Source organism: Kluyvera genomosp. 2, assembly GCF_036759865.1.
GTDB lineage: Bacteria > Pseudomonadota > Gammaproteobacteria > Enterobacterales > Enterobacteriaceae > Kluyvera > Kluyvera ascorbata_B.
In genome coordinates this window covers 50,447-62,587 of the sequence record NZ_JAPKIA010000005.1, presented here as the reverse complement: position 1 = coordinate 62,587, position 12,141 = coordinate 50,447, and the positions used below count along the sequence as shown (strand labels likewise).

The window sequence follows — 12,141 nt, the reverse complement described above, 5'->3', positions numbered from 1 at the left end:
CCGGCAGCGCCGACATTTCGCCGTCAAGCGAAACACCGATGCCGCTCATTTCGTCTCGGCTCACGGCCAGGCCCTGTGGCGCCTTGAACTGGGCCGCGAAGCGAAACCGTAGCGCGGCCTGTGCCTGCGCAAATCTCGCGGGTCCGCCGCCCCGCACTGACCAAGATCGCCAGGGTCCCCGGCGATGAAATAGCGAAGCGTTGCGAGCCACTGCCCGTCCCTGCGTGGGATTGATGCGACAGCGGCCAGATTCAACTTGGCTTCTTCCGGAAATGAAGCGTTCATACGGTCATTGCAATCAACCGGAGCCCACACCATGACCCACCCGACGCTCGATCACATCGCTCAAACCATCCTCGGGCTCGAGACCCTGGACACGCGCAAAAGCGACCGGTTGGACTTCCACGACCTAGCGGTCTGGAACATCAAAGCCGCGCTGCAGGCGGCTTTTGAGGCAGGTCAGCAGGCCGGCAAAAAACCTCGGCAGATCCCCCAGAAACGAGTTGCTAAGCCGGCCGAATGAAGCGTTCATACAGACACGATCACCCACCCGCAAAAAGGACCCGACCATGACCACCCTGACTGCCAAACCCACCGCCCTGGACAGCTTTATCGCAAAGGCTGGCGAATTCGACGTCTTGCTCCAGCGGCTGCAACAGATGCGCGATGACCATTTTGGCGTCAGCCCCGATGCGGTGACCTGGGGCCACGTCGGTGATGTGACGCACTACGTCACTGCCCTCATGGAAGTGACCGACGCCTACTTCAAGGAAGGCGAGTACGCCGCTTAAGCGCACCCCAATTCAACGCACACCTATCCATCACAAGGAGATGACCATGAAACTGACCGACACCCAGACCCTGATCCTCAACACCGCCATCCAGTCGCCCGATGGGCAGCTGATCTGGTTTCCCGACAACCTCAAGGGCGGTGCCCGTGACAAGGTGTTGGGCAGCCTGCTGCGGCAGGGCCTGATTCAAATCGATGGTGAGAGCCACCGGGTCACCGACTTGGCTTACGCGGCGTTGGGGCTCGCGGTGCCACAGGCTTCGGCCGAGCCGATCAAGGCCGCGCCGCGCACCCGGGAGAACACCAAACAGGCGAAGATCATCGCCATGCTCCAGCGCCCGGAAGGCGCCACCATCAGCCAGATCGCTGAGGCCACGGGCTGGCAGCCGCACACAGTTCGCGGGACCTTTGCCGGTGCCTTCAAGAAGAAGCTGGGCCTGACACTGAGCTCCAGCAAGGAAGACCATGGCCAGCGCGTTTACCGGGTTGCCTGAGCACGAGGCGCATTCAGGGACGTCAGGGCCGTGCCACCAACTCGTAGCTGGTGCTGCGGCCACTGGCCTCGGATTTCTTCAACACATCGCGCGCCACCAATTCGGTGATGTCGCGCAGGGCGGTGTCCTGAGAGCACTTGGCAATCGCCGCCCACTTGCTGCTCGTCAGTTTGCCGTCAAAACCATCGAGCAACTTGTTGAGCAGTTTGATCTGACGCTCATTGAGCGGCATGCCGGCGCAGTGCTGCCAGAAACGGGCTTTCGTGAGCACCGTAGCCAGTGTCTCCTCCGCGCCCAGGAGGGCTCGTAGCAGACAGGCCAGAAACCACTCTAGCCAATCGGTGACGTCCAGGTCACCCTTCTGGGTAGCTTCCAGACGGTCGTAGTAGTCCTTGCGTTCACGTTGAATCTGGGCCGACAGGCTGTAGTAGCGCTGCGCTGATTTTTCTGCGCGTGCCAGCGCCATGTCACCCACGGCTCGCGCGATGCGCCCATTGCCATCTTCAAAGGGATGGATGGTCACGAACCACAGGTGGGCCAGCCCCGCTTTAACCACCGGGTCGTCGTGCTGATCCACGTTGAACCACAGCAGAAAATCCGCCATTTCCGCATCCAGCTGATTGGCTGGAGGCGCCTCGTAGTGAACCTTTTGACGATGCACAGGACCAGAAACCACCTGCATGGGGCCTTGCGCATCGTCGCGCCAGTCACCGACACGGATTTTGGCAAGTCCGCTGTAGCCGGTAGGAAACATGGCGGCATGCCAGCCAAACAATCGCTCCGCAGTGAGTGCCGTGTTGTGCCGCTGGGTGGCATCGAGCACCATGTCCACCACCCCATCGACATGCCGGTCAGCGGGTGCCAAGGCACCGATGTCGACACCCAGGCGACGGGCAATCGAAGAGCGCACCGACTCGGGGTTGAGTTTTTCGCCCTCGATTTCGCTGGTCTTGAGCACATCCTCGGTCAGGACACGCAAGGTCGCCTGGTCACGCAGATCCATCCCCAGGTCGTGCATGCGGCCCAGCAGGTGTCCCTGCGCCAGATGAACCTGGGCAAGCAAGGACGCCAGCCGCTTGTGGTCGTAAACCCAGTGCGGCCAGTCGTTGCATTGCCAGATGTAGCGCTTATCTTCGCTTTTCATGCGGTGATTATGGCCAGCATTCGCCGCACGGTCAAGACAAACTCCGCAAATAGTGCGGTTAATAGACAGGCCATTCACCGCAACAACCGTCGGCACAGCTGAATACGCCTCATGCCTCCTGCGGTTCAGGAGTCAGCTGATCTGACGTTGCACACTCCGCGAAGGTTTTACCGGTGGCGGCCAATGTGGCCGCCTTGCCCGTGTAGTCCTGCCAACGCTTGACGATCACGTCTGCATACTTGGGATCGAGCTCCACTAACCGTGCGCGGCGCTGAGTTTTCTCAGCCGCAATCAGGGTCGTGCCGGAACCACCAAACAGGTCGAGCACGATGTCCCGCGTTTTGCTGCTGTTGCGAATGGCCCGCTCGACCAGTTCTACCGGCTTCATGGTCGGGTGCAGATCGTTCTTGACCGGCTTGTTGATGAACCAGACATCGCCCTGGTCACGGTCACCGCACCAGAAGTGATCGACGCCATCACGCCAGCCATACAGGATGGGTTCGTACTGGCGCTGGTAGTCAGCGCGACCCAGTGTAAAGGTGTTCTTGGCCCAGATGATGAAGGTGGACCATTTGCCACCCGCACCCCGAAACGCCAGTTGCAGGGTGTCAAGCTCGCTGGAGCTCATGGCGATGTAAACCGCGCCCTTGCTGTAGGTCAGCAAGTTGGCACAGGCCGCCGACAGGAATCCGGCAAAGCCTTCACCCAGATTGTCATTGAGGATGGGCCGGTGCGTGCCGCGCTGCTTGTCCTTGGCGGTGTTGGCGTAGTTGACGTTGTAGGGCGGATCGGTAAACGCCATGTCGGCCAAATCGCTGCCCATCAGAGTCTCCAGTGCCACGAGGTCGGTGGCATCGCCACACAACAGGCGATGCTCACCCAGCAGCCACACATCGCCTAGCTGGCTTACGGGGTCGTCGGTGACCTCCGGTACTGCGTCATCGTCGGTTAATCCCTCGTTGCCTGCCAACTCAGCCATCAGCGCGGCCAGCTCATCATCGGCAAAGCCTGTCAGTGACAGATCGAACCCGGCAGCCTGCAAGGCCTCCAGTTCGATGCGCAGCAACTCATCATCCCAGCCGGCGTTCTCAGCCAGCTTGTTGTCCGCCAGCACATAGGCGCGTTTTTGCGACTCGGTCAGGTGCGCCAGTTCGATGACCGGCACCTGCTCGAAGCCCAGCTTGCGTGCCGCCAGCACCCGACCGTGACCGGCAATGATGCCGTTGCTGCCATCGACCAGCACCGGATTGGTCCAGCCAAACTCGCGGATGGATGCCGCGATCTGCGCAACTTGGGCATCCGAGTGCGTGCGGCTGTTACGGGCGTAAGGAATCAACGCCTCGATCGGACGATATTCGATTTGCACGATGGTCTGGGAGCCTTGAAACGACAAACCCGCCAAGAGCATGGTGCTCAGGGCGGGTTCGTGGGGTTAGGTAGTATCCAAATCAGGGTGGGCGGCTGCCTCGCACCTCTGTCCAGAAGATAGCTGAAATACTACGCTAATCCGGCGGATATGTTGCACGCCTGATTTCGGGTTCAACCCGCAGCGTTACGCAGGTCTGCGCAGACCTTGTAAGACGCTGGCGATTTCATGCAATTTCATGATCGATCTTCCAGATTGAGGTGCAGCGCCACCTTGGCCAGGGCCATCTGCCACCGTCGCCAGGCGGTGCTGCGGTCACAGGCAAAGCGGATACCGATTTCCCGCCAGCCATAGCGCTTGGCGCGCATCCAGACCAGGTGCCGTTGCTCTTCTTCCAGCCAGAGCACCCAGCGCATCACCTCCAGCATCCGATCAACCGACTCCGGGCTGGGCGGGAAATAGACCGGTAACCGTTCATCCGCACCCAGGTTTTCATGCTCGGCGCGTTTGATCGCTGGCCAGCAGTTGAAATACCCCTGGACCCGAACCGCTGGCAGACGTCGGGCCACATCTGCCGCCTGACTGAAGCGCAAGGCCACATCTTCGATCGTCCACTTAGGCATGGCGAGACCCTCCGTAAAGCCGCTGTCCGATGCGCCGAACGATCTCCTGTTCAAGAAAGTCCAGGCGGCTGTCATCGGCATGCACGACCAGGATGCGCTGCTCCAGCCAGCCGCTTTGCTTGATGGCGTCCAGATCGGGCGACTGGGGCTGCAGGCGCCCCAGGGGGCAGCGGTAGTGAGGTGTCGGTGTTTTCATGGTCAGGCCTCCTGCGTATCGATGGCCCAGTGCAACAAGGCCAGGGCATCGGCCTCGTTGTCATCCGTGACCGGGTGGCCCAGAGCACGCATGGCTGCGATGACCTCGGTCTTGCCTGCATTGCCTTTGCCGGTAGCGTGCTTTTTGATCGTGCCGACCGGAATACCTTGATACGGGACCTGGTGGTGTTCGCACCAGGCAGTCAGGTGCGCCATGAAGCCGCCATAGGCATGTGCCGCATCCACGCCCAGATGCCGTCTAACCTCTTCGAAGTACACCGCATCAAGACCTTCGGTCGATTGCTTGATGTCGGTCAGCCAGCGCTTGAACCTCAGGTAGCGCATGCCGCCGCCCTCAAAGCGGTCAGGCTTGAATCGGGCAAACCCATGCGCGATGCGACCGTCGTTGGAGCGCAATGCCCAGCCGGTGATGGTTCCCAGATCGATAGCCAATACGCGTGCTTTAGCCATGGCGAGGACCTCGCTGAAACTGAGCCTTCTGGGCAGCAACAGGGCAGCCCCGCATTGCGCCAACCGCCACTTGGACCACCCCCATGCAGACCACCGGACGACGTCCGAGAACGAGGTGGACACCCCGACCGTAGTCGGGGGTGTCCACCTCTCCCGTAGGGAGAGGGGAGTTTTCGCCAACTGAAAAACCCGGAGAAACCCAGTAACCATGCGGGTTTGCGTCAGTTGGCAAGTTGGCAGCGTTGCCAACTTGCCAACTTGCCAACTTGAGCTCAAGTGGTTGATTTACAAAGGAATGAAGTTGGCAAGGGTCTGCCAACTGAATCCAGTTGGCAAAAAGTGGGTTCCAGTTGGCAGAAATTTTGCCAACTTGACGATGCGTATTCATGCAGGCTCCTGGGTATCGTTGAGATCGTCTTGGTACACCCACACCTCGGGGTTCTCGACCGGCATGGCGGCCCCCGATTGCGGGCATTTGTAGTGGGTGGGCAGGACGAGATGTGTCTGCATCACGACCTCCCCGGTGTCCGGATCAGGCGGTCCGATGGCCATCTGCAACGCCATGCCTTCCACACACAGGTAGCCGAACTTGGTGCGCCCGCAGGACGGCAAACCGTAGTCAGCGGCGTTGCGGAAATACTTGATGTAGCCCTGGGTCGCCAGGGCCGATAGCCGCTCGCGGATGGTGCGCTCGCCACCCAGCCCAGCCTTGCCTTCAAAGCCTTCGGCAAACTGATTGGCGGTGTAGCAGCGTCCATTGGCAGCTTCCTGAAACAGAATCTCCAGGATCGCGTCGCGCTTACGCCGTCGCTCCGCATCCAGCCGCTCGCCGTATTCCTTCATCACCAGCCGCTCGTTGGCGTCGACCTCGCGCCACTCACCCTGAACCTTGTCGATGTGCTTGAGCGGAATGCCGGCACCGTTGCGCAACTCATAGATCAGCTGACGGGTCGTGCGCGTCTCATCCGGCCGGAACAGCAACATCCCGGTCGAGTAGTAGCCACGCAGGCTTCCCGCGCCGGCCAGAGCCTGAAACGGGTCCTCCTCAAACTGCTTCTTGCCGAGCTTTTTGGTGTGGTGTGCGAGGATGACGCCAGCGTCCGGATTGACCGCCTGGCGAATCCGCTCTACCCGTTGCGACAGGAAGAACAGCATGGCGCCGTTGTCGTTCTCGCCACCGGCATCGCCGCCGTCGAACACATTGCGGATCGGATCAATGGCGATGATGTCGGGAGGCTCACCGCCAAAGGCGTTCATGATCGCCGGGATCACCTGCGCCATTCCCGCGTCATCGAGCACCAGCCGCAACTGCGGTGTGGCCACGAAGTTGGCGCGGGCGTCCAGCAGCCGATGCGACGGCAGGCGGACATCCTTCACGCGCTCGCGCAGGTAGTGGTACTGGACCTCGGCCTGCAGGTAAAACACACGCAGTGGTCTGGGTGGCTGCATGCCCAGAAACGCAGCGCCAGCGGCCATGTGCGCCAGCCACGACAAAAGGAAGTCACTCTTACCGACCTTGGGCGCGCCACCGAACACCAACATGCCTGCCGGCGTCAACACGCGCGGAGAGATCAGATCGGGTGGCACAGGTGAGTTGTCGTCGAGCAGTTCGCCGAGCGTGAAGGTGGGCAGAGAAGGAGCCGCCACTTTGACCACGCGGCGTTCGCCCTGGGCGATGAATGTCGCGCAGTCGAAACCTTCGTCGACAGCGTCTGCGGCATCCCACTTGGCTGGCTTGTCGGTGGGCGGCACCAGGATGGCCACGGAGGTGCTGCCCGCAGCCACGCAAGCACGCGCGGCACTTTCGGCATAGTCCCAGCCAGGTGCGTCCCGGTCCGGCCAGATGACCACCGATTTCCCCGCCAACGGATGCCAGTCGGTTTTGTCGACAGGGGCCTTGGCGCCGTTCATGGCGGTGGTGGCCGCAATGCCGCAAGCGATCAATGCAGCCGCACACTTCTCGCCTTCGACTAGGACGACCTCTCGCGTCTTAAAGATGACCGGGAGGTTGTAGAGCGGCCTGGGGTCGGGTGCGCGCCACATGCGGGCGCGAACATCCCAGGGGCGGTATTCCTTGCCGGTCGGCGGGTCGTAGCGGTAAACGCAGGCGATAAGTTCGCCCTCGGGTGACAGATAGTCCCACTTGGCGGTGTAAGCGCCGAGGTCGTCCATCGGCACGCTGCGAACATCGCGGCGCATCGGCGTGATGTTCGGCGTAGGAAGACCCAGCCACTGCCGGATCTCGCCAGCAATGCGGGGAAAGTCGCTGCGGGCGGAGCGACCCTGCGAGCGCGCCCACAGATCGATGACATCGCCGCCTTCGTCGGTGGAGAAGTCCTTCCACAGGCCGCGCCGTGGAGCGTCCAGCTCAACCACCAGACTTCTGCCGGGGTTGCCATCCACATCGCCTACATAGAATTTGCCGGCCCGGATGCGCCCCTGCGGAAACAGGTAGTGGAGAACGGCCTCGAGCCGGTCCAGCAACCCCGCACGCAGCGCATCGGTGTCCGTGGCCAGTTCGTCGCGCTGCTCGGGGGCGTCATTGAAGTCGAGCCAGATGATGTTGTCGGCCATCATGTCGAACCCCAACAGCGGTCCTGCCAGGGGCAGAACTTGCACTCGACATGCGTCGGTGTAGTCGCATGGCGCGGCAACAGTTCCTGGCTGTCGGTCGCCGTGATGACCCGAACCGCGCGATCGGACATCCGCTGCGCCAGGCCGCCGTCGAACGGTACCAGCTCGAACCAGATCTCCTCGGAGTCCTTGTTGATCGCGGTAAACAACGCCGGGTTCGCGGAAATGCCCGGGATGCTAGCTTCCATGTAGGCCTGATAGATGGCCATCTGCGCGGCATAGACCGGTTTGGATTTGCTGACACCGTGCTTGACCGTATCCCGCCAGGACTTGTCGTTCATGGTCTTGCACTCCCACAGGGCCGGATAGCTCATTTCAAGCTCTGCAGGGCCGCCGTTCAGCACGCCATCGACATGCCCTTGAATCCGACCGCCCACGACGGAGAAGCCGAACTGGCCGCCGCCGGCCTTTTGGGTGTACAGATCGAATCCGGCCATGCGCAGCCAACGGATGGCCAACGCTTCGAGGACGTGGCCTACCTCGAAGACGCGCAGAACGCGACCCGGTATGTCTCGGCCAGGATCGACCGGTGTTTGCAGATACTCGTATTGCAGCGCGCGCTCGCAAGCAACGCCCAACCTCGACGCACCGAGATAGTTGCGCCGGGGTTGTTTGTAGCGTTCAGTGCTCAGCGAGGTATCGATGAGCACGCCGATCTGCTCATGGATCTTGGGGCGGTGATTGAAATCCAGCATCAGAAAGGCACCCCCGTCGAAGCCGGTTTGCCTTGGCGGACAAGTCGCTCTTCAAGAAAAGCGCGATCCTTCTCTGCCATCCGCTCGTGCTCGACGAGCATGTGTTCCTGGTAGGCGGTCACCACCACGTCGATCAGCATCAGCACTTCGTCTTTGCTGTAGTCCACCAGCGGGCGCTGCATGCCGATAGAGCCGACATACTCGCCAAGCGGCGCCAGGCAGGACGCCATGGCAGCCAGCTCCATCTCACTGGGATCGATCATTTGTCCCTCCGTTTTTGTCATGAGCTTGCAGAACGCGTTCTGGCAGCGCATGGAGCAGAACATCCAGCCTTCCGAGTAGCGCCCAGGGTCGCTGCGCGGCAGGCGTGGATTGAAGTAGCCGAAGCCCTTGGCCTTTCGTGAGCAGACTGCACATTTCACGCGGCCTCCCGGTGGGCATCGTTGGCGGCCACCACAAGGCGCTGAATCGACGACTTGTTGAACTGGAAGGACAGCAGCGCCGAGGCCTGATAGCGCGTCATGCCAAAGTCGGCGCGCAGCGCCTGCGGCAGATACTGGAGTTGCTTCGCCGTCGGCGGCTCGTTCAGCCAACGACGGGTCTTGTGCGCGGAGTCAGCCGACTCGCGGTCGTTTAGCCAGTCATCGGCTTTGGCCATGCAAACCGTGCGGTCGCCAACCGCCAGCAAGCGCGGCTGCAGATCCTTACCGCCGCCCACGGCGTGCCAGCGGCCGTTCAGGAAGAAGACGCCACCCCAGGCGTTGAAGCCAGTCGCCATCAGTGCGTCGTCGCAGCCGAACAGGTCGCACCAGCGGAAGTTGGAGCGCTTGAGCAGATCGATCTCGGTCATCACGAAATCGGCCAGCGCATCACCTTCCTCGGCGGTCTCGTTCTCCCAGACGAAGCCGCACAGCGGGCATTCGCGGCAGCCCAGCGGGACGGTGGCTTCACAGGAAGGGCAGTCCTTGGTGGGCGCTTCGCCGTGATGCTGGTGCCCGTCGAGATTGACCTCCTGTTCCAGAGATCCGTGCATCAAGGTCGCGGTGCCGAAGTCCAGGACCACGCAATCGGTCTTGATGACGCCCGGATGCTCCGCTGGGTCGATGGTGCGCAGGCCACGCCCGATCATCTGGGTCAGTGTTGATTTGTGCGAGCTGGGTCGCAACAGCACCACGCAGGAGGTGGGTGTGAAGTCGTACCCTTCAGTCAGCACAGCCACATTGACCACGACTTGCGCGCTGCCGGATTCGTACTCGGCCAGGCGTGCCTTTCGCTCAGCATCAGACAGCTCGCCGTGCACGATCACGGCAGACACCCCGGCATCCTGAAAGGCCTGGCGCACACATTCGGCATGGGCGACGGTCGAGCAGAACACGATCGTCTTGCGCTCGCCGGCCTTCTCCCGCCAATGACGGATCACGGCATCGGTGATCGGCGTCTTGTTGAGAATCGCCTCGACTTGCGTCATGTCGAAGTCGGTTGCGGTGCGCCGCACCCGCGTCAACTGCTCCTGGGCGCCGACATCGATGACAAAGGTGCGTGGCGGCACGAGGTGGCCGGAGGCGATCAATTCGCCAAGGGTGATTTGATCCGCGACGTTGCTGAAGACTTCCCGCAGTCCCTTCCCGTCACTGCGGGCAGGCGTTGCCGTCACCCCGAAGATCTGGGCGCGCGGGTTCTTGTCCAACACGCGGTCGATCACGCGGCGGTACGACGCCGACGCTGCGTGATGCGCTTCATCGATCACCAGCAGATCGAGGATTGGGATGGCAGTGAGATGGTTGTCACGCGACAGCGTTTGCACCATCGCGAACGTGGCGCGCCCGGACCAGGATTTGTCCTTGGCATCGAACACGGAGGTGCTGACGCCCGGATTCACCCGTGCAAACTTGGATAGGTTCTGGCCGGTCAGTTCATCGCGATGAGCGAGGATGCATGCCTTGGCATCTGGCTCGGCCAACAAGCTGCCGGCGACCGCCGAGAGCATGATGGTCTTGCCCGAGTTATGTGTGACCGTGAAGTCACCCAGCAGGTAGCGGTGATCACCGTCGACGGTGAAACCAACATAGTTGCCCTGACCGACCGGGTGCACGGTAAAGCCGGTGCGAAGCACGTTCTTGATCTGCCGACGCGGCGGCGCCTGTTTGTGCAGTACGCGGGTGGGGATCTGGTCGCATTCACCGCTCAGATGGACACGCCAGTAATCCACGCCGTTCACTACTTTCTTGCGCAACGTCGCCAGGAACCCCAGGCTGCGTGCGAGATAACAGACGTCCTGCGCGAGTTGCCGCGATCGGCTGGAGAACTCGAACATTGCGCCTCTCGACAGATGCCCATCGGTGTCGATTAAACCCGCCAGAATCGCCAAGCGCGAAGAACGGTCAGCACACTTGTAGCGGTCGGGTACGAACTTGTCTTGGGCACACCGATCACGCAGTCCCAGGGCCTTGATCTGCTCGATCAGCGGATTGCGCTCCGTGCGTGTGCTCACCAAGTAGTAGCTGTTGGCCTGGTTATTGGGGAGCTGTTCGATACGTACCGTCAGGCCCCAATGCCGAGCCTGGGCATGAACCGTTTCGACAATCTCAACATCTGGCGTGGTGATGTTGATGCTGTTCTTGAGGCTGCCGTCGCCCAGCAACACGCCGAGGAAATACGGATCGATGGGCAGATCCTGGCGCCCCGGGAGATCCACTGCCACGCGAAAGAGCTTGTGCAGGTGCCGGTACGTGGCGGACTGACTCAGATAGTCGAACAAGGCAATGTCGACGACCTCATGGGCACGGCCAAAATTCCCGTCGTTGGTGCGTACCAGCGTCAGGATGTGGCCTGCATTGACGATGAACGGATCACCCTTCATAGGGCGGATCTCGAACATCTCATCCTGACCACGGTGAAGTTCCAGCACACGGCGTGGCCTACTGTCAGGGCCCATCAACAGTTCGCCCACCGAAATGGTTTCGACTGCCTTGATGGAGCCGTCGAACATCAAAATGGGGGTGCCGGGCGCGTGGCATCCGGTGGGGCCGACAGACAGGGTGTTACCGTGCTGGGCAAGCGCCGCCAAAGAGCGCTCGACCAACAGGGCTTGGCGGGGACGAAGCATCATGGCGGCGTCCCCCCTTACTGTGCCCAGCTTGGACGACCCGGCACGGAGGCACGGCCAGTGGCCTGGGCATACGCGTTCGACCCGTTTGCGGGTGCAGGCGCCTTCGCTGCTCCCTGCGCGCCACCCATGAGGGCGGCGTAGTCCTTGTGGTCGGGCGTGATCGCGGCCTTGATGACGCTCTTGTCCTGGCCGTTCTGGTCTTTGTCCCAGTCGACCTTGCCGAGAAACTCGATGCCATCGAGATCGGCAAACCCGCTGATGCGGCGCGCGTTCTGCGCGGCAGGACTGTTGTCGCCAGGATGAACGCTGCGCGCTGAGTTGAGGATCGCCTTGACGAAAGTGCGGCCCATGTTGGCCCACTCAGGGCCTTTCGGGCTGTGCAGGCCGATCAGCGACCACATCTTGCGACGGGCGAACTCACCCTCCATCACGACGAACTCGCAGTTCAGGTACACCGAACCGGTGTTGTCGTTGCGGGTGGCGTAGCCGCCGGTCCATCCCTGCGACGGATCATCGAAGCCGCCCGGGCGGATCGTCATGCGCACACGCACCAGCGTGCCCTTGGGGATCAGGTCGAAAGAGGTCTGTTCGGAAGCGGAATTGAAATCGAAGTAGGTCAT

The 12,141-nt window shown here is 61.6% G+C and carries 14 protein-coding genes; 3 read left to right on the top strand and 11 right to left on the bottom strand.

From position 1 onward, the window contains the following. Positions 1 to 316 precede the first annotated feature (316 nt). The 3 genes from V6942_RS06535 to V6942_RS06525 are packed head-to-tail and all read left to right on the top strand — an operon-like array spanning position 317 to position 1,284. Complete coding sequence (locus tag V6942_RS06535; protein WP_333500980.1) at positions 317 to 523, top strand: DUF6900 domain-containing protein; 207 nt, start codon at positions 317 to 319, stop codon at positions 521 to 523. A 46-nt stretch (positions 524 to 569) separates the two neighbouring features. Continuing rightward, a complete protein-coding gene (locus V6942_RS06530) occupies positions 570 to 791 on the top strand; it encodes a hypothetical protein (RefSeq protein ID WP_086912157.1) in 222 nt (73 codons plus the stop codon). A gap of 46 nt (positions 792 to 837) precedes the next feature. Next, positions 838 to 1,284, top strand: a complete 447-nt coding sequence (locus V6942_RS06525) for a DUF3489 domain-containing protein (protein ID WP_333500979.1) — start codon at positions 838 to 840, stop codon at positions 1,282 to 1,284. A gap of 22 nt (positions 1,285 to 1,306) precedes the next feature. Here V6942_RS06525 and V6942_RS06520 read toward each other — a convergent pair whose 3' ends face one another. From V6942_RS06520 to V6942_RS06470, 11 genes are all read right to left on the bottom strand, one after another. Beyond that, complete coding sequence (locus tag V6942_RS06520) at positions 1,307 to 2,428, bottom strand: Fic family protein (protein WP_086912155.1); 1,122 nt, start codon at positions 2,426 to 2,428, stop codon at positions 1,307 to 1,309. 109 nt (positions 2,429 to 2,537) lie between these two features. Beyond that, positions 2,538 to 3,836 (bottom strand): site-specific DNA-methyltransferase, encoded by a 1,299-nt coding sequence (locus V6942_RS06515; RefSeq protein ID WP_333500978.1) that lies wholly within the window; start codon positions 3,834 to 3,836, stop codon positions 2,538 to 2,540. Positions 3,837 to 4,030: 194 nt separating this feature from the next. Then, positions 4,031 to 4,417 carry a DUF6362 family protein gene (locus V6942_RS06510; RefSeq protein ID WP_333500977.1) on the bottom strand — a complete coding sequence of 129 codons (387 nt, stop codon included), beginning with the start codon at positions 4,415 to 4,417 and terminating at the stop codon, positions 4,031 to 4,033. After that, the gene (locus V6942_RS06505) at positions 4,410 to 4,613 is read right to left on the bottom strand and encodes a hypothetical protein (RefSeq protein WP_086912152.1); all 204 of its coding nucleotides are present in this window, start codon (positions 4,611 to 4,613) and stop codon (positions 4,410 to 4,412) included. The genes V6942_RS06510 and V6942_RS06505 overlap by 8 nt, the downstream gene beginning before the upstream one ends. A 2-nt stretch (positions 4,614 to 4,615) precedes the next feature. Next, positions 4,616 to 5,083 (bottom strand): hypothetical protein, encoded by a 468-nt coding sequence (locus V6942_RS06500; RefSeq protein WP_333500976.1) that lies wholly within the window; start codon positions 5,081 to 5,083, stop codon positions 4,616 to 4,618. Further along, positions 5,076 to 5,471 carry a hypothetical protein gene (locus V6942_RS06495; protein WP_333500975.1) on the bottom strand — a complete coding sequence of 132 codons (396 nt, stop codon included), beginning with the start codon at positions 5,469 to 5,471 and terminating at the stop codon, positions 5,076 to 5,078. Before V6942_RS06495 ends, V6942_RS06500 begins: the two co-directional genes overlap by 8 nt. Continuing rightward, positions 5,468 to 7,660, bottom strand: a complete 2,193-nt coding sequence (locus V6942_RS06490) for an AAA family ATPase (RefSeq protein WP_333500974.1) — start codon at positions 7,658 to 7,660, stop codon at positions 5,468 to 5,470. Before V6942_RS06490 ends, V6942_RS06495 begins: the two co-directional genes overlap by 4 nt. Beyond that, positions 7,657 to 8,412, bottom strand: coding sequence for a hypothetical protein (locus V6942_RS06485; RefSeq protein ID WP_333500973.1), 756 nt, complete (start codon positions 8,410 to 8,412; stop codon positions 7,657 to 7,659). The genes V6942_RS06490 and V6942_RS06485 overlap by 4 nt, the downstream gene beginning before the upstream one ends. Next, positions 8,412 to 8,834: a DUF6511 domain-containing protein gene (locus V6942_RS06480; RefSeq protein WP_333500972.1), complete on the bottom strand. Its 423-nt coding sequence runs from the start codon at positions 8,832 to 8,834 to the stop codon at positions 8,412 to 8,414. Before V6942_RS06480 ends, V6942_RS06485 begins: the two co-directional genes overlap by 1 nt. Beyond that, on the bottom strand, positions 8,831 to 11,521 hold the full coding sequence (locus V6942_RS06475; RefSeq protein ID WP_333500971.1) for a Hint domain-containing homing endonuclease: 2,691 nt from the start codon (positions 11,519 to 11,521) through the stop codon (positions 8,831 to 8,833). Before V6942_RS06475 ends, V6942_RS06480 begins: the two co-directional genes overlap by 4 nt. 14 nt (positions 11,522 to 11,535) lie before the next feature. Further along, entirely contained in the window at positions 11,536 to 12,141 is a 606-nt protein-coding gene (locus V6942_RS06470; protein ID WP_333500970.1) for a hypothetical protein, read from the bottom strand.

Coding starts and splice junctions, on each gene's coding strand:
- V6942_RS06535 (WP_333500980.1), top strand. CDS start 317: ATGACCCACCCGACGCTCGATCACATCGCTCAAACCATCCTCGGGCTC.
- V6942_RS06475 (WP_333500971.1), bottom strand. CDS start 11,521: ATGATGCTTCGTCCCCGCCAAGCCCTGTTGGTCGAGCGCTCTTTGGCG.
- V6942_RS06510 (WP_333500977.1), bottom strand. CDS start 4,417: ATGCCTAAGTGGACGATCGAAGATGTGGCCTTGCGCTTCAGTCAGGCG.
- V6942_RS06495 (WP_333500975.1), bottom strand. CDS start 5,471: ATGAATACGCATCGTCAAGTTGGCAAAATTTCTGCCAACTGGAACCCA.
- V6942_RS06515 (WP_333500978.1), bottom strand. CDS start 3,836: ATGCTCTTGGCGGGTTTGTCGTTTCAAGGCTCCCAGACCATCGTGCAA.
- V6942_RS06485 (WP_333500973.1), bottom strand. CDS start 8,412: ATGCTGGATTTCAATCACCGCCCCAAGATCCATGAGCAGATCGGCGTG.
- V6942_RS06500 (WP_333500976.1), bottom strand. CDS start 5,083: ATGGCTAAAGCACGCGTATTGGCTATCGATCTGGGAACCATCACCGGC.
- V6942_RS06470 (WP_333500970.1), bottom strand. CDS start 12,141: ATGACCTACTTCGATTTCAATTCCGCTTCCGAACAGACCTCTTTCGAC.
- V6942_RS06520 (WP_086912155.1), bottom strand. CDS start 2,428: ATGAAAAGCGAAGATAAGCGCTACATCTGGCAATGCAACGACTGGCCG.
- V6942_RS06530 (WP_086912157.1), top strand. CDS start 570: ATGACCACCCTGACTGCCAAACCCACCGCCCTGGACAGCTTTATCGCA.
- V6942_RS06490 (WP_333500974.1), bottom strand. CDS start 7,660: ATGATGGCCGACAACATCATCTGGCTCGACTTCAATGACGCCCCCGAG.
- V6942_RS06525 (WP_333500979.1), top strand. CDS start 838: ATGAAACTGACCGACACCCAGACCCTGATCCTCAACACCGCCATCCAG.
- V6942_RS06505 (WP_086912152.1), bottom strand. CDS start 4,613: ATGAAAACACCGACACCTCACTACCGCTGCCCCCTGGGGCGCCTGCAG.